Raw genomic sequence first — 20,981 nt, forward strand, 5'->3', positions numbered from 1 at the left:
TTCCCCGTGACGCCATTTCTTAAAATTCCACCGTGATGTCGATCACTTCCAGGTCTCTGACCCCCCCGGGGGTTTTGACCGTCACCGCATCGCCCACTTTCTTTCCGATAAGCGCCTTTCCAATCGGTGACGTGACGGATATCTTTTTCTGGCGGACGTCGGATTCGAGCGGTCCCACGAGCTGATAGGTGGTCACATCCCCCGTTTCCATATCTTCTATCGTGACGCTGGACCCGAATGCGGCCCGGTCGGCGGTCATGTCCTTCGGATCGATCACAACGCAGTTTGCCAGGTTGTTTTCTGTTTCCTGGATCTTACCCTGAATAAAGGCCTGGCGTTCCTTGGCGGCTTCGTACTCGGCGTTTTCCGATATGTCCCCGTGGGAGCGGGCCTCCTCGATCTCCCGTATATTTTCAGGAACCGCCACATTCTTCAATTGCTCCAGGTCCTTCTTCAATTTATCGTATCCGGCGCGTGTGATCGGGATCTGGCTCATCTGTTATCCTCCCCTGTATATCTATCCCTGCAATATATGACAAGATCGTCATTCCCATGGAGGCGGGAATCCAGGGTTGAGCTGGATGCCGGACCACGTCGGGTATGACGGATAGCCGAAGTAAAAAAAACCAGAGAGCCGGACTGCTGATCGGCTCTCTGAATCAATGGTTACAACTTCTTCGATTATACGACCTTCTGCGGCTTATTCGTATATCTTTTCCTCTTCCGCGAAGGCTTCTTCAGCGTCAGCCTCGTAATTGCGCGGCTGCGCCGCCGCCTTCTTCGTCAGGAACTCCCGGTACCATTCGTGGGCCGTTATCATCGACATGACCTCACTGGTGCCCGTCCAGATGGACGCGAGCCGGACGTCCCGGTATATCCGCTCGATGGGGAATATGTTCGTGTAGCCGATACCGCCGACGACCTGCATCGAGTTATGCACCACTTTCTGGCAGGCCTCGGTGATGAATTTCTTGCTCTCCGACACCATGCGACGGATCAGGTGCATGTCCTCGCCCGCGTCGACGGCACGGGACGTTATATAGGCCATTGCCCTGGCCGCGTCAAGAAGCATGACCGCCTCCGCCACCTGAAAGCTGACCCCCTCGAACTGGGCGATCACCTGGCCGAAAGCCTTCCGGCGCGTCGTGTAGTTCGTGGCGATCTCCAGCGCCGGCCTGGCGGCGCCGATCGTCATGGCCGCCGTTCCGAGCCGTTCCGGGATCATCATGGTATTAAAGACGGGATAGGCGCCGTGAACCTCGCCGATGACGTTCTCACGGGGGACCTTCGCGTCCTTGAAGACAAGGCGAGCGGTACCGCCACCGCGGCATCCCATCAGGCCGTAAAGATATTTTGTTTCCACGCCGGGACCGCGGTCGACGATGAATGCCGTAATGGCTTTCTGGGGTTTTACGCCGGGGTCAAAATTGGTCCGGGCGTAGACAAGAAAGAAGTCCGCGCCCTCACCGCCAACGATAAAACGCTTCTGGCCGTTGAGCAGGAAATAATCCCCGTGGTCCTCGGCCTTCGTCGTGGCGCCGAAGAAGTCCGAACCGCCCCGGGGTTCCGTCAGACACTCGGCGGCGAACAGATCGCCTTTCAGGAGCGGCGCCACATACTTTTCCTTCTGCGCGTCCGTTCCGTGCTGGATGATGGCGTCGCAGACCAGTTCCGCGCCGACGCCGAAGACGCAGGCGAACTCGTATCCGAGGGTTCCCACTTCTTCCATGACCATGCAGGTGGTGACCCAGTCCATGTCCCGGCCGCCCCACTTCCGGGGGTACCTGCACCCCATGAGATTCCGGCGCCCCGCTTCCTGAAGGAATTCGCGGGGGAATTTTATGGCATCCCTGTCCATGTCAAGGATCATTTCGCGAGGTACCCACGCGACGAGGTCCCGGACCTCATCCCGGATCTTGAGCTGTTCCGCGGTCATCATATAATCAAACATCGGTACTCCTCCGTTTTTTAAATGTGGATGCTGCCTGGGCGACAGCCTGTTTTCCATGACCCGCGGTCACCCTATCAGGTTCCGCCGGTATTGTAAAGTCCAAGGTTTTCAAACGTATCTGTAATGAGGCAACGGCGACGGCCGCCATGTTTTTCTTGAATTGTGCATGTCCATTTGCTATCAAGCTCCAGAGTCTCAAAAAAATGTTGCGGGCCGGTCCCGTTGACGAATATGGAAGGAGAATGCTGGTGCAATCGATTGCCGACAGTCCCGTCTATCGCGTGGTGAATCCGCGGAGCATCGCCTTCTTCGGGGCATCCAACAACATCGCCGCCATGGGAACGACCCAGCTTTCCTCGCTGCGGGCCCTCGGCTTTCCGGGCGCCATTTATCCCGTTCACCCGACGGAGACCGTTGTACAGGGGCTTACCGCGTACCCGACCGTCATGGATATACCGGACGTTCCCGACCTTGCCGTGATGACCCTGCCGGCACGCATTATATGCGAGACGATGGAAGCCTGCGGGCAAAAGGGCATCAAACACGCCATAGTGATCTCAGGAGGCTTCAAGGAATCCGGCGACGAGGGCGCGGAACTCGAAAGAAAACTTGTCGATATCGCCGGGCGTTACGGCATCCGCTTCATCGGTCCCAACTGCATCGGTGTGGCCAATCCCCATCAGAAACTCAACACCACGTTCCTCCAGTATGAAGGAAAACCGGGATTCATTGGAATGGCATCCCAGAGCGGAAGCTTTGTGACCCAGATATTCAATTATCTTGCCCGCTTCGGGCTCGGGTTCAGCACGGCCTTCAGCGTCGGGAACGAGGCGAATATCGATATCGTCGACTGTATGGAATATCTTGGCGCCTGCCCGCATACCCGGGTGATCGCCATGTATATCGAAGGCATACGGCGCGGCGCAGAGTTCATCAGGGTCGCCCGTTCCATCGTTCCCCACAAGCCTATCGTCGCCTATTACGTCGGGGGGTCGGAAACGGGCAGTAAAGCTGGATATTCCCACACGGGAGCCATGGCGGGACCCGATGTCCTCTATGACGGGGTGTTTCGTCAGAGCGGCGTGATCCGTGCCGAGTCGGTGGCGGAGCTTTTCGATTTCTGTGCCGTCCTGGGGCGCCTGCCCGAACCGGAAGGCCGCGGCGTGGTGATCCAGACCCATTCCGGCGGGCCGGGGGCGGCGGCGGCTGACGCCTGCGGCAGGATGGGGCTTGAGGTGCCCGAACTGTCGCTGGAGACCATCGAAAAGTTGTCTCCCTACATGCCCAATACGGGAAGTATCCGGAATCCAGTTGATATTACTTACAGCAAGAACTGGAATGACTTCTTTTCCGATATCCCCCGGGTGTTGCTGGAAGAAAAGAACGCCGCCGTGCTTCTCGCCTATTTTCTCATGCCTTCGGAAATGATCAGGCAGTCCATGGTACGTCTCGGTGTTTCCCAGGAGGAGGCCGGAGACAAAAGCAGGGAATTCATCGAGAGCCTCTGTGATTCCTTTGTCGCCCTGGTCAGGGAGAAAGGAAAGCCCGTGATCGGTTACACCTTCCGCAGTCTGGAAGAGGAGTTCATCAGGGGGCTTCTGGAACGGGGCGTGCCCGTGTTCCCCGGTCCCCATCGGGCCGTCCGGGCGATCCACGCCCTCGTGGAATATCATGAACGGCGGAAACGCTGGAACACCGGCGACCATGACGCGGCATAAGCATATGAATGAACCACGCACGGCAGACAACTGTATCTATTTCGACAATGCCGCCACGTCCTTTCCCAAGCCGCCGGCGGTCACCGAGGCGGTGGTCGATTACATGACCCGCGTCGGCGGGAACCCGGGCCGTTCGGGTCATCCTCTGTCGGTGAGGGCGGGTGAGATCGTCTTTTCGGCGCGGGAGGCCGTCGCGTCCCTCTTCGGGGTGTCACACCCCATGCACGTCATATTCTGCTCCAATGCCACCGAGGCGCTCAACCTCGCCATCCTGGGCATTACCCGTGAAGGCGATCATGTCATTACCACCGGCATGGAGCATAACAGCACTTTCCGACCCCTGACGGAGTTGGAGCGGCGGGGAAGGATCACCCTTTCAATGGTGCCCTGCTCGCGCGCGGGGATCATCGACCGTGTCGCCCTGGAAAAGACCATCACCGGTGAAACACGGCTCATGGTGGTCAACCATGCCTCCAACGTGAACGGGACCGTGCAGCCCCTCCGGGAGATCAGCGCGATATGCAGGAAAAAGAACATCATCCTGATCGCCGATTGCGCCCAATCCGCCGGCGTTGTCGACATAGACATGGGAGATGACGGCATCGACCTTCTTGCCTTCTCGGGGCACAAGGGCCTGTACGGGCCGACCGGCACGGGCGGGCTCGTCATTTCCGACGGGTTCGACGCGTCAATGCTCGTGCCGCTCAAGTATGGCGGGACGGGGAGCTACTCGGAAAAACCCATACAGCCGCCCTTCCTGCCCGACCGGTTCGAGAGCGGCACCCTGAACGCCGCCGGCATCAGCGGTATGCTGGCCGGCATCGAGCATATACGAAACACCGTTCCTGGCGGCCTGAAGGAGGTTCGGGAACACAAAAAGGCCCTTGTCGCTCATTTCCTTGAAGAGGCTTCGAAGCGGGTTCCCGGATTTATCTCCTACACGCCCGCCGACTTGCTCAACACCGGGGTTGTATCATTCAACATCCGGCCCAATGCACCGTCATCGATCGCCGGTATCCTCGCCGACACTTACGGGATCATGTGCCGGGCCGGCCTCCACTGCGCCCCTCTCGCTCACCAGACGCTGGGGACCTTTCCCCGCGGAACGGTTCGGTTTTCGTTCAGTATCTTCAATACAGTGGACGAGATCGATACGGCCCTCGACGCCCTGGAGGAGATCACCCGGCGGGAGATATGAACATGTCGGAATACCTGGTCGTGCTTTTTCACTCCACCAATTATGCAGTGTGGGCCTCAGATACCCTGAAGAGATCGGACATCTGGTATAAGATGGTCCCCGTCCCCCGTCACCTGAGTTCCGATTGCGGTTCCTGTGTCCTTCTGCGAAAGGATGATGAGCAAAGGGTCCGGACGCTACTTGACGAAAGAGGTATCGAGTACGACCGGTTCGCCGCGTTTGAATATCCTGACTGACCGGGTTCACCCTGTTGGGGAAAGATGCACTTGTCAAACTTTTTATTGGAATATCAATAACATATTTTGTTATCCATGCAATTTCTTGTCTGTCTGAATCTTTTTCAGCTAATCAACCGATACACATCATGTTTGAGAAAAACAGGAACTGTGAAGATGTTTATTGAGAAAATTCGTCTTATTATTTGTTATTACAGATAAAATCGGAACAAGCCAATCCCGCTCAATTTCCTTATCTACAATTTTTGTAGGCAAAAATCAGAAGCCACAGCAAACAATGATGTTCCCACAGGAACATTATCCCTACAGCAATGCTGCCAAGTGATTGATATTATGCGTATAGAATTTTTATTATGGAAAACTACCGATAAGGCATGACTCGTGCACATCAATACATCAAATAATAGCATCAAGGGGGCAAGAATAATGTATCGAGATGTCATATTAGAGTTGAGGGACGGTCGAAGAGAATCCGGAATTCTCTCGCATGATTTTGATCCTCAAGTCGAATCATTGGAAATTATGACTAAGCATGATGGTAAACGGCATAATTATAATTTCTCCGATGTTTGCTGTGTAAAAATGATTCCTGATTCGAATTGGATCTTATCTTCAGGCCATCGATGGGTCAACAAATGTATTACCACCATTACGGGTCAGCAGTATGTTGTCTATTCTCTTGGTGAGAAAAAAAGTGATACCGGTTTCTTCGCTTTGAACACAAACAGTAATGGAGATGGTGACTACAAGCTTATTTTTTTCAATTACTCTGCAATTGATAGCCGCGCTCCCATAAATGTGATTGAAAATAATCAATCAGAGAATCCGGGAGCCTCGCCGACGCTCTATAAGTATTTGTTCAAGCAGCAGCAACGCGTTGCAAGTGGTCGAAAGGATGCGAACGAAGCGTTATCATTACCCGAAGATAAAAGTAAAGGGATGTTCTCCAGCCTGTATGATGACATGCAGAAGTTTCGCGTTGGTCAGATTCTGGTACTTGCTGATCTAATTACGCAAACACAACTCGATGAAACCCTGGAAGAGCAAAAAAATGTAAGGAACAAGAAAATCGGTAAGTTACTTATGGAAAAGAAAATGATAACCGAGGAGCAGCTTCTGAAGGCTCTGGCTATCAAACTGAGGATGAAGTATGTGGATCTCACGAGAATTATTCCTGATAAGTGTGCCCTTGATATGATACCGGGAAATATTGCCAAGTCTCTCAATGTTATTCCCATTGAAAAGGATGAGGCACGTGTCATTGTTGCAACTGCAGATCCGACAGATATTAGAATAGAAGATCTTCTCAGATTCTACACAAGAAAACGGATTGAATTTGTTGTCGCCACATCAAAACAAATAACGGAAGGGATTACTCATTATTATTATGAGGGTAATTTCGGGGTCAAAGACCTGATTGATGATATCACCGATACTTCCTTGGTGTCTTGGGAAGATGAAAAGGAACAGCAGGATCAAATCAGCGAATCGGATTCTTTGATAATCAGTCTTGTGAACAGAATTCTCCGGGAAGCATACCTTCGGGGGTCTTCAGATATCCACTTCGAACCGGGGATGAGAAAGGAACCTTCCCAGGTCAGATATCGGATCGATGGTGTCTGCAGCGTCGCTCACCATATACCGGCTGTTTACAAGAGGGCGCTTGTGTCGAGAATCAAGATCCTTGCCAATCTGGATATATCGGAACACCGACGTCCGCAAAGCGGTAAGATCGCCTTGCGATACGGTGCCGAACAGGTCGAATTCAGGGTTGAAGTGACGCCGACCGCCGGCGGCAATGAGGATGTTGTGCTCAGGGTTCTCAGGTCGTCACGGTTGTTCCAGTTGGAAGAATTGGGATTCAGTGATTACAATCTCCAAACATTCAAGGAACTTGTTGAAAAACCATACGGCATGCTGCTCTGTGTGGGACCCACAGGTTCTGGGAAAACAACAACACTTCATGCCGCCTTGGCACATCTGAACACGCCGGATCGGAAAATATGGACTGCAGAAGACCCGGTTGAAATCACCCAGCGCGGGCTGCGGCAGGTTCAGGTCAATCCAAAAGTGGGATACTCGTTTCAGGAAGCACTGCGGTCTTTTCTGAGATCGGACCCGGATGTCATCATGATCGGGGAGATGAGGGATTCTGAAACGGCGAATACAGCTATAAGTGCGGCATTGACGGGCCATCTGATGCTCAGCACGCTTCACACCAACAATGCTCCGGAAACGATTACCCGTCTGATAGAAATGGATATGAATCCCCTGAATTTCGCTGATTCGATACTGGGGATCCTGGCACAGCGACTGACCAGGAAATTGTGTGACCACTGCAAGGAGGCTTATCATCCCGAGTATGAAGAATATGAGAAAATGATTCAAATCTATGGGGCTGACCCTGATTCCACGAACAAATTACCTGTCTATTCCAATGATTTAGTTTTGATGAAGAAACGGGGTTGCGAGCGTTGCGAAGGGACTGGTTATAAAGGACGGATTACAATTCATGAATTGCTCAAAACATCTCCAGCCATGAAACAGGCGATCAAGAAGAAGAATTCCATAGATGAAATACGGGAACTTGCTGTTGCGGAAGGTATGAAGACATTGGTGATGGATGGGATTGAAAAGGTATTTGCCGGTCTTACTGATCTTGAACAAGTCATGAAAGCGGTTATCAAGTAACCGCCCGTTGTTAGAAGAAAAGGGTGGCCCATACTCTTGCCCCAGATTCACCGTCCTCTTGAGCCCTAGAGGAACCCCGGCCACCCTTTCTTTTTTATATCTGTCCTTTAATCGCTTATTTCATAACCTTGAATTCATCCCTTCGGTTTTGTGCCCAGGATGCCTCGTCATGACCCGGAGCGACAGGCTGCATCTCTCCGTAACTCACGGTCGCGATCCTGGCGGCCGCGATTCCGAGGGTGGTGAGATAGGACATGGCTGCGTCGGCGCGCCGCTGGCCGAGAGCGAGGTTATACTCCGTCGTTCCCCGCTCATCGCAATTACCCTCGATCGATATGGAGAATTCGGGGTGTGCCTGGAGCCACGCGGCCTTCCTCGTCAGCATTTCCCGGGCCTCCGGTTTCAGGTCATACTTGTCGAAATCAAAAAATATCTTCTCCGACTCGAACAGTTCAATTTCCGACAGAACCGTGGCCTGAATACCCGCCACCGCGGGTTCCGCCTTTTCCGGTGCCGCTTCCTGGTAAGTGACTGCCGCGGGTGCCGTTGCCGGCTCGCTTGTCACCGCCTGTTTTTTCGCGCATCCCGTTACAATAAGCAATGCCGACAGAACGAGTGGAAGCGCAATCAGTACAAGTTGTTTTTTCACGTTCATGCCCCTCGGTGTTCTGGGGACACCATGCTTATTCACTGATCAACATCCATGGGAAAAAGAAAAATGAGTATGATGTCCCCGGAAATACGATGCTGTTATTAAATTTCCTCAAAACTCGAGATCGTCAGGGTTTTTGCGTCCCCTTCACCCTGGACCGTTCCCATTACCTGTACTTTCTTGCCGGCCATTGCAGCAAGTTCTTTCCCCGCGTCGTTCTGGTCGATGAAGTATGAGTTTCCGTCTTCAGCGACCAGCTGCCCTGATGGATTGACGACACCGATGATCACCATCTCATCAGCAGCACAGACGTTCGTGACCATTGCGGTCGTGAGGAACATCGATACTGCCGCCAGACAAAACACTACCATCAATACTCTCAAATTCCTTTTCATGCCATTACCTCCCTTTCGAAATAAATTATGAGCTCTCTGCTCCTTTATTACCGGTTCCATCATCTGATAGTTCACCCGGTTTTCTTGTGATCCTGTACTCTCTGACATCGAGACAGGGCCTCTCGTTGTGCCTGTGTTCAATGATCCCTTCAATTTCCACAAAACATCGGACATGGGCGGCGAGTTCCCTGTTTTTCTCCACCGGGACGGGGACATATCGCTGTTCCTCTTCTGTGTCGATGACGACCTCGACAACCGCACCCGCTCGATCCCACGACCAGGGTACGATTATTCCCCGCACACAGGTAAGCTTTCCCTCGTCTCGCCGTCTTGCATCCATCACCGTCAGGGTGAACCGCTGTTATTGGGGAATTCCATTGCCCGCATCCCGCTGCATCATCCGTTCACGTTACCGGATACACAAAGCATCACCTGTGCCATTTTCATAACTAATTGATATTGTGTATAATATTATTTTCGATAGAAAAAAACGGAACGCGTGTTCCGCTTTTTGTACGTGGAAGCATGAAACTGGTGATGGAATATCTATCTGGAATCGTTGGAGGAATGGGATGATCGGAACATTCTTTCCGATTTCCGTACCGGTGAACGAAAGTTCCTATTTATCAGATGGGTGTTTGTTTCCCTTGAAATCTTCCTTCTGAAAACCGTATTTTTTCATGAGCTTGTGGATCTGGCGGGTCGAAACACCGGCCTGCTCGGCCGTTTTCCGGATATTCCCCCGAAATTCGTAAAGGAGTGTTCGAAGATACCCTTTTACCGTGGCGTCCCTGGCCTCTGCCAGAGAGCCGGCGGTTCTCGCCACTCCATGATACCCGTTATGGTATTCGTGGGACAGTTCCTTGGGAATGCTCGCTACGGTGATGACCTCCGACTTTTCAATAATAAAGGCCCGCTCGATAATATTCTTCAGTTCACGGATGTTTCCCGGCCACGAGTAGCGCTGAAAAATTTCTATCACATGGGGATCGATAGTGCTTATCACCTTTGTGTTGATCCGGTTGAGTTCTCTGAGAAAGCTGTCGGCCAGCAGGGAAATGTCCTCGCTCCGTTCCCGCAGAGGCGGGATCTCGATGGGGAAAACACTGAGACGATAGAAGAGATCGTTCCTGAAAAGGCCCTCTTCGATCATCTCTTCCAGGTTCGTATTTGTCGCCGCGATGACGCGGACGTCCACGGGGATGTCTATTTCGCTTCCGACCCGTTGCATCGTCTGTTCCTGCAGGACCTGGAGCAGTTTCACCTGCGCTGAGGGTGTCAGGGTGCCCACCTCATCGAGGAAGATGGTGCCTTTATCGGCGATCTCGAACTTTCCCAGTTTCCGGCGGTCCGCCCCGGTAAAGGACCCTTTTTCATGGCCGAATAATTCGCTTTCTATCAGGGTGTCCTGAATGGCTCCGCAGTGGACCTGTATGAATTGCTCGTTTGCCCGATTGCTGTACCGGTGCATGATTCGGGCGAGGACGCTTTTGCCGGTCCCTGTCTCACCGGTTAGAAGAACCGTTGTTTTCATGGGAGCGACGGCCATGAGGTTATCGATAGCGCTTTTCATTACCGGACTTTCCGTATGAATGATGTCCATGCTGTCCTGCAGCAGTCTGTTCCGAAGATAATGCAGTTCCGACTTCATGAGAAGCGTCCGGTACACGCTTTCCGTGATATATTTCAATTCAACCCGGTCGATGGGGCGGGTGATATAATTGCTTGCCCCGCCCTTTACGGCCATGACGGCCTTTCGAATGTGCTCGGCGGAGGTAAGGACGATGATCTGTGCCGTTGGAAATGCCTGCCAGAAGTTCATCAGTGCCGCTTTGAAATGCGGGTCTTCAGCGTGCGCCGGTTGGAGGTGTTCCAGAAATTCGATGTCGATGAAGAGGTACTCGCATCGTTTCTTCCTGAACATTTCAATGCATTGTGCCGCGCTTGCCGCCACGTCGACCCGGTACTCCGCCTGGAAGGACTCCCTGATGGCCTGTACATCTTTCCTGTCGGTCGTTGCCACAAGAATGAGTTTCATACGTTCGTTGTTCCCCTCATCTGCTTACAGCATACTGATCCTCAGGCGTCCTTTTAGTCCTAACTGACTATAAATACAAGGAGAAAGATGGGGTAGAAGGTGGGGTCAGGTCTTGCAATATAACATGGCAAGAGTCAACGGTAGACTTGATCCCTTTATCACAGGGAGGCTGATTCCTCCTGTGCCTGCTTCAGGAAGATTTCGGCCCCGATCTGTTCGAATATGTGAGTTGCTTCAGTAAGGTACTTCGCGGCCTCCTCTTTTTTCCCTTTCAGTTTATGCAGTCTTCCCATATCGAGGCAGGCTTGGCCATGAACGCTTTTGGCACCGATCTCCCCGGCCTTTTCAATGGCCGTCATAAAATATTCCGCCGCCGTTTCATGAGCGGTGGGCAGAGTATCTTTCAGAAAGGCTGCATTTCCTCCGAAAGCGGCAAGGTCCGTTTCTCCTCCAGGCAATTGAGCCAACTGTAAATATACCTTGCCCAGGCTATGATTCACTACGGCAAATCTATACCAATTGTGCTGCCTGAGGTACTCCTTCAAAACGTTTTCGACAACAGCGATGCCCTGTTCAAATTCTCCCTTGACGATCATGAGCATTCCCGAAAAGGCCCTGGATGCGCTTCCTAAATATTCATAACCGTGCTTTTCGAAGTATTCGTTGACTTCATTCAGTACGTTTTCAGCCTCAGCATACTGGGAATTGAAAAGATAGGTGGTTCCGAGAAAGAATTTTCCATTCAGCAGGAACATCGGTTCACAGGAAGCACGGGACTGTTTCTCGAAGGACGCTATGGCGTTCGGATAGTTGCCTTGCACTAAATATCCAAATCCATGACACATGTGGCCATGGGCAATGGAACCCATGTCCGAATGCTCGTGACCGTAGTCCAGCAGGATATCTCCGATTTCATGGGCCTTCCCGCCCTCTCCCCTGAGATAGTAATTTGATCCTATGGCGCCCATGAGCAATTGATGCAGCACCCGGTCATGTTCACACACATCCAGCTCTCTCCCTTTTTCCCCGAGTTCCAGGGCATCATCCAATCGTCCCAGGCCATAACACGTCTGGACAAGCCAGCCACAGGCGTAACAACACATCGTTTTATCGCCAAGAGCATGAGCAATATCGTGGGCTTGTGAAAGGTGTTCATAGGATTCCAGGTATCTCTCCGTTCTCTGCAGGGCCGCCCCCTTCCAGATATGAAACATGCCGAGTCTGTTTGTATCCCCCAGTGAAATGACCAGGGATTCAATATCCGTGAGAAGGTCAAGCAACTCGTGAAAGACCGATCGATGGTGGAACACAAACGCCCAGTCGAAGATGAGGTCGATGAGCAGTTCATTTTCCTCTCTCGTCCGGTCGGGCTTGCCGGAAAGGAGCTCATAGGCCTCCCGGTAGTGGGCGTGGGCCTCATCGATGGCATAGCGGCTGAAACTCTTTTTCCCTGCCTTCATCAGGTAATCGACGGCCTTGAGCAGGGAGCGCCCCTGCCGGAAGTGATACGCCAGGGTCTCATAAAATTCCGGCAGCCGGTCGTGAAAAAGCTCCTCCATGACCTGGCCGATCCGTTCATGGATGAACTGGCGGTCCTTCTTCAGGATGCCGTTGTACACCACTTCCTGGGTGAGGGCATGCTTGAACATGTATTCCAGATCAGGCTGGATGGCGCGCGCCTGGATAAGGTCCAGCCGCTCCAGGCTGCTGAGGCTCCGGTCGATGGACTCCCGCAGCTCTGTGATCCTTCCCAGGATATCATAGAGGAACGCCCTGCCGATCACCGAGGCCTCCTGGAGGATGCGCTTTGTCTCCCGTTCGAGACGATCCAGCCGCGCCGCGATGATCTCCTGGACCGTGTAAGGGATATCAGCGTCAGTCAGTGGTTTGGTGAGTCGCCACCGGGCATCTTCCCTGACCAGGGTATCCGACTCGATGAGGGCGTTGATGGCCTCCTCCAGATAGAAGGGGTTTCCTTCCGCCTTGTCCTGAACGAACCGGCTTAATTCCGCCGGGATATCCCGGGTATCGAGAAGCGACTCCACCATATCCCGGGACTCCGACGGGGAGAGGTCCTGGAGCCTGATCTCATGGTATGAACGGAGGCTCTTCATCTGATGTGCCGTAAAGAGGCTGAAGGGTGGACGATGAATGCACAGAAAAATGGCAGGATGACGAAAGTCGGTAAGGACCTTTTTCAACAGCTCGATAGTTGACGGGTCCGCCTGGTGGAGGTCTTCGATGCGTATGATGGTGGGAGCACGGCCGCACAGATTGGCCAGGATCAGCTGCACCGCTTCGTGGAGGCGCGCCTTCCAGGTTTCCGGGCTCAACTGCTCGGTTTCGGGATAGGAAAGGGCATAGAGGCTGCCGATGGAGGGAATGAGGTCCCTCCGCTCCCCGATGATCGCCCGTGCCCCCGCTTCCACCTTCTTTCGCACCTGTCCCGTCGTGTCACTCTCCTGTATGTGCCAGGTGCGGTTCAGCAGGTCGATCAGAGGAAAGTAAGGGATGTTCTGTGCATAGGCATAGGCATGGCCTTCCCGCCACTGAACCGATCCCGGCTCAAGGGAGCTCTTGAACTCCTCGATGAGACGGGTCTTTCCCGTCCCGGCGTCTCCCACAATTGAGAAAATGGACCCCCGTCCCTGCTTCAGTTGTTCGACGGCCTCCTGCAGACGCTCCATCTCCACCTTTCGGCCGATCAAGTCCGCCCTCATGCCGGAGAGGCGGTGCACCTTGATGGGCGCCTCTTTGGTTGAGAGGACCTTGTATATGCGGATCGGCTCCGCCTTCCCCTTGACCGTGGCCGGTGTCAGCGTCTCAAAATCAAAATATCCCTCCGTCCGGTGGTACGTCTCGAACCCCACGATGACCTCATCGGCCCGGGCCAACCCCTGGAGGCGGGAGGCCACGTTGATGGTATCTCCCAGCACTCCCGGCGTACCCTTTTCCAGGTCGAGTTCCCCGGTGATCACCAGTCCCGTGTTGATCCCCGTGTGCATCGTGAGGGGCTTGCCGATGCGCGTCTCAAAGGAGACGCCGATGGCCTTTACTACCTCGTGGATCTCCAGGGCGGCACGAATGGCGCGAACCGGATCATCTTCGTGGACCCGAGGAACCCCGAAAAGCGCCATCACGGCATCACCGACGAACTTCTCGATGAACCCTCCGTACTTGACGACCACCTGGGCGATCTCCCCGAAGATCCGGCCCATGATCTCTCCAACCTCTTCGGGATCGAGCCGCTCCGTCATGGCCGTGTATCCCGAAAGGTCGCTGAAAAGGACGGTGATGTATTTACGCTCGGGGCCGGTGATGATCTGTGCAGCGGGGATCGGTTCAGGCTGCTGCGGGCTTTCTGAAGATGCCGCCGTCAGGTCATGACCGCACTCATCACAGAACTTACTGTCAAATGGATTTACGGTATTACAGGCAGGACAGGTAATTTGAAATTTACAGCCGCATTCCTTACAGAATTTCGCGCCCTCTCTATTCTGAAACCTGCACCGGGGACATTCCATGGATCCATTACCTCACGTATGAGATATCAAAGAGGCTCCTGATGATATGAAGCAGTACTCAGGGAGGCGGCATGGGTCCCACGGGATGGTGAACCGGAACCTCCACAGGCAAACGGTTACATTCCAGAGTGGTGCGAGAAACGATTTTTCTTCTGAATTGGGCCCCCTTGCGTGGAAAGATAAGAGATATCATAGGAGAAATCAACATTAATTTTATAGTGCCATCCACCCCCGATGAATACATGGATGATACCCTCGGGTTTTTCCTTCTGTTGCCTTGGAAGATCTTTGCCGTCCAATATCGCGATCTTTCATAACTGTACATCACTTATTCATTAATAATATCGTGAGCGGTTATGGAGCACGATAAAGTGAGATACAGGTGAATTCCAAACGGGTTGTATTATATTGTTATTTTTTGATAGCCGTTGATTTTTTATCAGAAATGAACCGTCTCAAGAGACACAATTATTTACTTGACTCTTAGGTCATACTAATACAGTATAAGAAAGCAGAAAATCCCATGATACGTCGGATACGGTCGCGCGGCAGTGCGTAATGCCACCACAAGAGGAATTGTTACCCTGGTATAATTTCCTGCCCATCGTATGGATATAGTGCGGCAGGGGTCATGTCGTTATGAACGGACAGAGGGATCGCTCAGCGACACGAGCGAAGGGGGTTCCGATAATGAGAGGCGGATATTCATGAAAATGCTGCCTCCTCGGAACTTCAACTGGTGACAGAGAAAAACCAAGGGGGTACACAGTGGCGACTTCATCTTCCGATCAATCGCGCAATTCCACCAAACGTGACAGATACACGGGAAGGCCGATGGATTTCTGGCGATTGCACGGCTGGCGGCATCCTTTCCTGTTCTTGCATGCAATTTATTATTTCGGTGATCCGAGAAAATATATCGCAAAGTTGATCAAGATATTCAACTTCGTTGATAAACATGTTCCTAAAAGGATCTGGCAGCTCCCGTTCATAAAACCCATTGTTACCTACCTGCCCGGACGATATCATGGAAAAGTCCTCACGATCGATCATGTCAGCAAAATAATAAACCTGAATGAGGACATACAGGTCGATGTGCAGCGGGCAAAACGGGTGCTTACGTACGAGCACGTGAATCAGATCGTTATCAATAGCCCGGATACGATCGCTCTCGGTGACTGCATCTGTCGCAGCCTGGTAGAGAATCCCTGCAAGCCGAACCACGTGTGCATGTTTATCGGCGAACCCTTTTCCACCTATGCCGTCAAGCGCGGAAAGAAGCTGAACATCCACTATGCCACCAAGGAAGAGGCACTCGACGCGATCCGTCAGGCCCATGAAGCAGGCTTCGTACACAATGCCTTTTTCAAGGATGCCGCCGGGGACCGGCTCTTTGCGCTCTGCAATTGCTGCAGTTGCTGCTGCAAGGGGATCGAGCTGACAAATATTTTCAAGGATATTTATGCCTCCGACGTGCCGACGCCACGGATGGTCGAGCCTTCAGGGTATTTTGCCGTTCATGACGATGACCGCTGCATTGGATGCGGGACCTGTGAAGATGCCTGTCATTTCAATGCGGTGACGATGGTCTCCGTCGATGGCGGTCAGAAAGCCCGGATTGATCATTTTCGGTGTTTCGGCTGCGGTATCTGCGTGGACAAGTGCGAAAGCGGCGCTATCAGGCTTGTAAAGGACCCCTATGGGACCATGCCGCTCGACATGGATCAGTTGCTCGATAAAAAATGATAAAGGCGGCAATGGAACGCGCCGGCAACGGTATGTGGCGACGCCTCCATTCCCGCGGACGCGAAGATCCGGGACAGGACCGGAAGCCTGATCACATCCGGCATGACAGGTGGTATCTTTCGTTGCCGGAGGAATAAATAAACGTCGTATGGACAGGGGGATGTTGCACAAAAGGAGGAATACATGAAACCGGTCAGAAAAATGTCTGCGGATTATGTGGTTGTCGGCTCAGGCCCCGGCGGGGCTACCGTAGCGCGAGAACTCTCAGTGCTCGGCAAAAGAGTCATCCTTCTTGAACGGGGAGCTGATCACCAGTTTTACGGCAATCTCGTAGGCTGCGCTTTCATGCTTGAAAGACTGGGTTTTACCTGGACCGTGGAAGGCCACAGTATGCTCAGGGCCTTAACGACGGGGGGAAGTTCCATGATATACGGCGCCGCCGCCATCGATCCGCCGAAGTGGCTGAAGCAGAATCACGATATCGACCTTGCGCCCTATGTCACGGCCCTGAAGAATGAGCTCCGCATTAAACCGACCCCCGATCATATGATCGGGCCCAGAGCGAAGATGATCATGAAAGCGGCCCATGATCTCGATATTCCATGGGAGCCCATGAACAAATTTATCGATCATGATCGCTGTGACCAGAAATGCCCGGAATGTTTGTATGGATGTAAAAAAGAGGGTGTCAAGTGGACCGCCAGGGATTACGCGTATGAAGCCGTCAGGAACGGGGCGACACTGATAAACAAGGCCACGGTGCGGAAGGTCAAGATCACGAATGGAAAAGCCCTGGGTGTTATCGCCGACACACCGGGCGGAAGGCTTGACGTAACATCCAAGGTCACCGTTATTTCCGCCGGCGGTCTGGGGACTCCGACGATCCTGCTGCGTTCCGGCCTGACGGAAGCAGGTGACCGGCTCTTTGCGGATCCCCTGATCATCACGTACGGGACCGTTGGAAAAGATGTACCCGATTCCCCCAAGGAACCGCCGATGCTCTGCGGGAAACTCGACAATGCGGACGGCCTTCTCATCGGTGACCTCCCCGAACCCCTCCCCATGTTCATCCTGCAGATGTTCTACAAGGGTATCGGAAAAATGAGGCACGCACTGGACTTTTCACGAAGACTTGCCGTCATGGTCAAGGTCCGGGACGAGATGGAAGGATACGTCAGGGCCGACGAAACCTGTTCAAAACACTATACACTGCCCGACCTGGAAAAAATGGAACGGGGGATCGAAATTTCAAGGCAGATCCTTTTGAAAGCCGGGTGCGATCCGCGTTCCATCGTTTCCACCCCTCCGAGGGCCGCCCACCCCGGCAGCACCGCCCGGATCGGGAAGATCGTCGACAGGGACCTGGAGACAAAGATCAAAAATCTGTATGTCTGTGATGCCAGTGTGCTCCCGGAATCCTGCGGGATCCCGCCCGTGCTGACGATACTCGCGTTCGGCAAACGACTTGTTGGTGAGCGCCTGAAACATGTCGTGTGAACACAGGCCGCGCGAAAGCCTAAAGCCGGGGTCAGGTCTTGCAATATAACATGGCACGAGTCAACGGTAGACTTGACCTCTTTGTGGAGCCCGATCTCCGATTTCTTGCTTGACACACACCCCTTCTCCTCATATGTTCTCACTGTAAACATTTCCTATCAATTCACATCTAAACACTAACAATGCATCGTGTCGGATGCAGGAATACCAGAAAGGGGAGGTGTCCTATGGATCTTGGTGGACTGGTCGCACGAAATGCCCGGATGATTCCCGACAAGGAAGCGGTCATTTACGGAGACAAACGGTACACGTGGAAAGAGGCAAATGACAAGGTAAATACCGTATCGAACGTCCTTCTCAAAGGAGGGCTCAAGAAAGGAGACAAGGTCGCCTTCTGGATGTTCAATTCGGACATGTTCTTCTTTGTTTTCTACGGCATTGTGAAAGCGGGAGGTGTGGCCGTTCCCGTCAACTTCCGTCTCGCCTCGCCGGAGGCCGAATATATCTTCAATAACTGCGATGCCGTGGCCTTGATCGTTGATGACGTCTTCGAGCCCGTCGTTCGCGAGATGAAGCCGCGCCTCACGAATATCAAGGCCTTCTACACGGCGGGCAGCGGGCGTTTCGAGGGGTTCGATGCCCTCGAAGACGTGCTCGCATCGGGCGATACGAGTGAGCCCGGCATAGAGGTGGACGAGTTTGATGAGAGCGAGGTCCTCTATACATCGGGAACCACGGGAAGACCGAAGGGCGCGCTCTTCGTCCATCACAATCACATTACCCTGGTGACCACGATGGCAGCCCTGGTGGAGATCCACCCGAAGGACGTCATCCTTCACGCCGCGCCGCTCTTTCATTCGGCGGAGCTGAATCTCTATATGAACCCCGGCACATACCTCGGGGCCACCCATGTTATCATGAGGGACTTCATCCCCGACAAGGTCCTCGGACTGATCGAAAGGGAAAAGGTGACCCAGTTCTTCGGGGCGCCGATCATGTTCACCTTCATGATGATGGTTCCCGACTTTGAAAAATACGATCTCTCTTCCATCCGGTATTACGGCTATGGCGCGGCCCCCATGGCGGCGGAGTCGGTGCGGGCCATGATGGAGAAATTCAAGTCGACGAACTTTTTCTGCCTCTGCGGTTTTACCGAAGGCGGCCCCGGCGGTATCGGCCTCCTGCCGGAGGATCAGATACGAAAGGCCGGCGCGGGAGGGAAATACGTCGTCAACATGGAATGCCGCCTTGTCGACGATGCGGGGAACACCGTCACCGAACCGGGTGTGGTGGGCGAGCTCGTCATCAAGGGTGAAACCATCATGAAGGGATACTACAAGAACCCGGAGGCGACGAAGGACGCGATAAAGGACGGCTGGGTCCATTCGGGAGACCTGGGCGTCATGGATGATGAGGGGTACATCACGCTGGTGGACAGAAAGAAGGACATGATCATCACCGGCGGAGAAAATGTCTACAGCAAGGAAGTGGAAGACGCCATATACGAAAACCCGAAGATAAAGGAGGCCGTCATCGTCGGTGTTCCCCATCCGGACTGGGGGGAAACGGTGGTCGCCGTGACAAGTCTCCAGGAAAATACCACCCTTACCCTTGATGAGTTGCGGGAATTCCTGAAGACCAGGATCGCCGATTACAAGATCCCTCGACGGCTTGAGATCATGGGCCAGTTGCCGAGGAACGTGTCGGGGAAGGTCCTGAAATATCAGCTGAGAGAATCCCTGCAGAAGAAGTAAAAGGTGTCTGTATCCATAAAAGCACCTGTAAGTCGATACATACAGGGGGCCGGTGTATCGGCCCCCTTTTTTTACGTGATACACATATATCCGATCAGAGGAGGAGACCATAATCAATGGGCATCAAAACGAGCGCGGAATACCTTGAAAGCCTGAAGAAACTGAAACCGAACGTGTACATCGCTGGCGAGAAGGTTGAGGATGTCTCGGCGAACAAGTTCTTCCAGCCTTCCATTCAGGAGATCTGTAAATTCTACGATTGGACCAATGACCCGGAAATGCGCGACGACTTTGTCTACTGGTCGTCCCTTGTCAATGAAGAGGTCAGTTTCTGGACCCATATCAGGGAGACGAAGGAGGCGTTTGTCAAACTCCTGGAGATCATGAAGAAGAACAACGCGCGAAACTTCTGTTCCTTCTGCATGGGCATCGGCCCCTGTGTTTTCTGGGCCACCACCTACGATATCGATCAGGCAAAGGGCACCAATTATCAGGAACGGCTCAAGGAATTTTTCAAAAAACTCCAGCGGGAAGACCTGCGGTTCTGTCTCGGTGTCATGGATCCCAAGGGCGACCGGTCGCTCCCGCCGAGCAGGCAGGCCGACCCCGATCTTCACCTTCGCATTGTCGACAGGAACAGCGAGGGCATTGTCGTCAACGGTGCCAAGATGCACACCTCGAGCGCGCCGCTCGCCCATTACATCTTCTGCGCCCCCGGCGGGTTTCTCGCCGAGGAGGACAAGGACTATGCCGTCTCCTTTGCAATTCCCATCGACACAAAGGGGATCACCTACATAACCCGTCCCTCGCCGTGCCCCCTGAACGCGACCCCGATGACCAATCCCGCCAGCATCCGGCACAACATGGTCGAGTGTTTGACCGTGTTCGACAACGTGTTCGTCCCCTGGGAAAATGTCTTCATGGCCGGTGAATGGGAATTTACCGACCGTTTCATCCACTATTTTTCTTCCTACGGCAGGCCCGTAAAGGCCACCTGCATTTCGGCCCGGACCGACATGATCATCGGGGCGGCGTCCCTCATCTCCGAATACAACGGTGTCTCCCGGGCAAGCCATATACGGAGCAAGATCAACGAAATGATGATCACCTCCAATATCGGGTGGGGGTGCGTCCTCGGCGCCGTGGCCAATTCGGTCCAGCATCCAAGCGGCATTCCGATCCCCGATATATCTCTCAGCAATTCCGGTCTCTATTACAGCAGGCTCAGATTCGTTGAATTCCTGGGCATGCTGATGGAGATCGCCGGCGGCGTGGTCACCACCATGCCGATCGAGGCGGATCTCAAAAACGAGGAAACGTGGCCCCTCATCGAAAAATACTTCAAGGCAAAAAGCGATATTCCCACCGAGGACCGGCTGAAGCTTCTTTATTTTATCCAGGAACTCACCGCGTCGCGATTCGGCGGCTATTTCCTTTCCAGCGCCATCTGCGCCGTGGGAACACCGGAGACCAATAAACTCGAAGTGCTCAGAAACTACGATCTTCTGACACAGATCGAAAACGTGAAGGACATCTGTAACATCAAAAGCTGAAGATGCATACAGATCAAGGAAGGAGGAA

Annotated in this window: 15 protein-coding genes; 8 read left to right on the top strand and 7 right to left on the bottom strand. The window is 53.3% G+C overall.

Going from position 1 to position 20,981, the window contains the following annotated elements; all coding sequences use genetic code 11:
• Positions 1 to 19: 19 nt before the first annotated feature.
• Positions 20 to 496 (bottom strand): transcription elongation factor GreA, encoded by a 477-nt coding sequence (gene greA / locus JXO48_08775; GenBank protein MBN2283968.1) that lies wholly within the window; start codon positions 494 to 496, stop codon positions 20 to 22.
• Between the two features lie 204 nt (positions 497 to 700).
• Positions 701 to 1,951 (bottom strand): acyl-CoA/acyl-ACP dehydrogenase, encoded by a 1,251-nt coding sequence (locus tag JXO48_08780; GenBank protein ID MBN2283969.1) that lies wholly within the window; start codon positions 1,949 to 1,951, stop codon positions 701 to 703.
• A 242-nt stretch (positions 1,952 to 2,193) separates the two neighbouring features.
• Here JXO48_08780 and JXO48_08785 point away from each other — a divergent pair, with 242 nt between their 5' ends.
• From JXO48_08785 to JXO48_08800, 4 genes are all read left to right on the top strand, one after another.
• Positions 2,194 to 3,669 (top strand): CoA-binding protein, encoded by a 1,476-nt coding sequence (locus JXO48_08785; GenBank protein ID MBN2283970.1) that lies wholly within the window; start codon positions 2,194 to 2,196, stop codon positions 3,667 to 3,669.
• Positions 3,670 to 3,673: 4 nt separating this feature from the next.
• Complete coding sequence (locus tag JXO48_08790; protein MBN2283971.1) at positions 3,674 to 4,867, top strand: aminotransferase class V-fold PLP-dependent enzyme; 1,194 nt, start codon at positions 3,674 to 3,676, stop codon at positions 4,865 to 4,867.
• A 2-nt stretch (positions 4,868 to 4,869) separates the two neighbouring features.
• Positions 4,870 to 5,103, top strand: a complete 234-nt coding sequence (locus JXO48_08795; GenBank protein ID MBN2283972.1) for a DUF3343 domain-containing protein — start codon at positions 4,870 to 4,872, stop codon at positions 5,101 to 5,103.
• A gap of 426 nt (positions 5,104 to 5,529) precedes the next feature.
• Positions 5,530 to 7,794: a type II/IV secretion system protein gene (locus tag JXO48_08800; GenBank protein ID MBN2283973.1), complete on the top strand. Its 2,265-nt coding sequence runs from the start codon at positions 5,530 to 5,532 to the stop codon at positions 7,792 to 7,794.
• A 115-nt stretch (positions 7,795 to 7,909) separates the two neighbouring features.
• On the opposite strand, the gene pal is transcribed toward JXO48_08800, so the two are convergent.
• From pal to JXO48_08825, 5 genes are all read right to left on the bottom strand, one after another.
• Complete coding sequence (gene pal / locus JXO48_08805; GenBank protein MBN2283974.1) at positions 7,910 to 8,449, bottom strand: peptidoglycan-associated lipoprotein Pal; 540 nt, start codon at positions 8,447 to 8,449, stop codon at positions 7,910 to 7,912.
• 98 nt (positions 8,450 to 8,547) lie between these two features.
• Positions 8,548 to 8,841, bottom strand: coding sequence for a hypothetical protein (locus tag JXO48_08810; GenBank protein MBN2283975.1), 294 nt, complete (start codon positions 8,839 to 8,841; stop codon positions 8,548 to 8,550).
• Between the two features lie 25 nt (positions 8,842 to 8,866).
• Entirely contained in the window at positions 8,867 to 9,181 is a 315-nt protein-coding gene (locus JXO48_08815; protein ID MBN2283976.1) for a hypothetical protein, read from the bottom strand.
• Between the two features lie 279 nt (positions 9,182 to 9,460).
• A complete protein-coding gene (locus JXO48_08820) occupies positions 9,461 to 10,879 on the bottom strand; it encodes a sigma-54-dependent Fis family transcriptional regulator (protein MBN2283977.1) in 1,419 nt (472 codons plus the stop codon).
• 158 nt (positions 10,880 to 11,037) lie between these two features.
• Positions 11,038 to 14,403, bottom strand: coding sequence for an AAA family ATPase (locus JXO48_08825; GenBank protein MBN2283978.1), 3,366 nt, complete (start codon positions 14,401 to 14,403; stop codon positions 11,038 to 11,040).
• Positions 14,404 to 15,237: 834 nt separating this feature from the next.
• Here JXO48_08825 and JXO48_08830 point away from each other — a divergent pair.
• The 4 genes from JXO48_08830 to JXO48_08845 all read left to right on the top strand — a co-directional run bounded on the left by JXO48_08830 (position 15,238) and on the right by JXO48_08845 (position 20,953).
• The gene (locus tag JXO48_08830; GenBank protein ID MBN2283979.1) at positions 15,238 to 16,149 is read left to right on the top strand and encodes a 4Fe-4S binding protein; all 912 of its coding nucleotides are present in this window, start codon (positions 15,238 to 15,240) and stop codon (positions 16,147 to 16,149) included.
• Between the two features lie 183 nt (positions 16,150 to 16,332).
• A complete protein-coding gene (locus JXO48_08835; GenBank protein ID MBN2283980.1) occupies positions 16,333 to 17,646 on the top strand; it encodes a GMC family oxidoreductase in 1,314 nt (437 codons plus the stop codon).
• A gap of 227 nt (positions 17,647 to 17,873) precedes the next feature.
• Positions 17,874 to 19,400, top strand: a complete 1,527-nt coding sequence (locus tag JXO48_08840; protein MBN2283981.1) for a long-chain-fatty-acid--CoA ligase — start codon at positions 17,874 to 17,876, stop codon at positions 19,398 to 19,400.
• Positions 19,401 to 19,516: 116 nt separating this feature from the next.
• Positions 19,517 to 20,953: a hypothetical protein gene (locus tag JXO48_08845; GenBank protein MBN2283982.1), complete on the top strand. Its 1,437-nt coding sequence runs from the start codon at positions 19,517 to 19,519 to the stop codon at positions 20,951 to 20,953.
• The last annotated feature ends 28 nt before the right edge of the window (positions 20,954 to 20,981 follow it).

This window comes from Deltaproteobacteria bacterium (genome assembly GCA_016933965.1).
GTDB lineage: Bacteria > Desulfobacterota > Syntrophia > Syntrophales > UBA2210 > JAFGTS01.

Coding starts and splice junctions, on each gene's coding strand:
- greA (MBN2283968.1), bottom strand. CDS start 496: ATGAGCCAGATCCCGATCACACGCGCCGGATACGATAAATTGAAGAAG.
- JXO48_08830 (MBN2283979.1), top strand. CDS start 15,238: ATGGATTTCTGGCGATTGCACGGCTGGCGGCATCCTTTCCTGTTCTTG.
- JXO48_08795 (MBN2283972.1), top strand. CDS start 4,870: ATGTCGGAATACCTGGTCGTGCTTTTTCACTCCACCAATTATGCAGTG.
- JXO48_08825 (MBN2283978.1), bottom strand. CDS start 14,403: ATGGAATGTCCCCGGTGCAGGTTTCAGAATAGAGAGGGCGCGAAATTC.
- JXO48_08835 (MBN2283980.1), top strand. CDS start 16,333: ATGAAACCGGTCAGAAAAATGTCTGCGGATTATGTGGTTGTCGGCTCA.
- JXO48_08785 (MBN2283970.1), top strand. CDS start 2,194: ATGCTGGTGCAATCGATTGCCGACAGTCCCGTCTATCGCGTGGTGAAT.
- JXO48_08815 (MBN2283976.1), bottom strand. CDS start 9,181: ATGGATGCAAGACGGCGAGACGAGGGAAAGCTTACCTGTGTGCGGGGA.
- JXO48_08790 (MBN2283971.1), top strand. CDS start 3,674: ATGAATGAACCACGCACGGCAGACAACTGTATCTATTTCGACAATGCC.
- pal (MBN2283974.1), bottom strand. CDS start 8,449: ATGAACGTGAAAAAACAACTTGTACTGATTGCGCTTCCACTCGTTCTG.
- JXO48_08845 (MBN2283982.1), top strand. CDS start 19,517: ATGGGCATCAAAACGAGCGCGGAATACCTTGAAAGCCTGAAGAAACTG.
- JXO48_08800 (MBN2283973.1), top strand. CDS start 5,530: ATGTATCGAGATGTCATATTAGAGTTGAGGGACGGTCGAAGAGAATCC.
- JXO48_08820 (MBN2283977.1), bottom strand. CDS start 10,879: ATGAAACTCATTCTTGTGGCAACGACCGACAGGAAAGATGTACAGGCC.
- JXO48_08810 (MBN2283975.1), bottom strand. CDS start 8,841: ATGAAAAGGAATTTGAGAGTATTGATGGTAGTGTTTTGTCTGGCGGCA.
- JXO48_08780 (MBN2283969.1), bottom strand. CDS start 1,951: ATGTTTGATTATATGATGACCGCGGAACAGCTCAAGATCCGGGATGAG.
- JXO48_08840 (MBN2283981.1), top strand. CDS start 17,874: ATGGATCTTGGTGGACTGGTCGCACGAAATGCCCGGATGATTCCCGAC.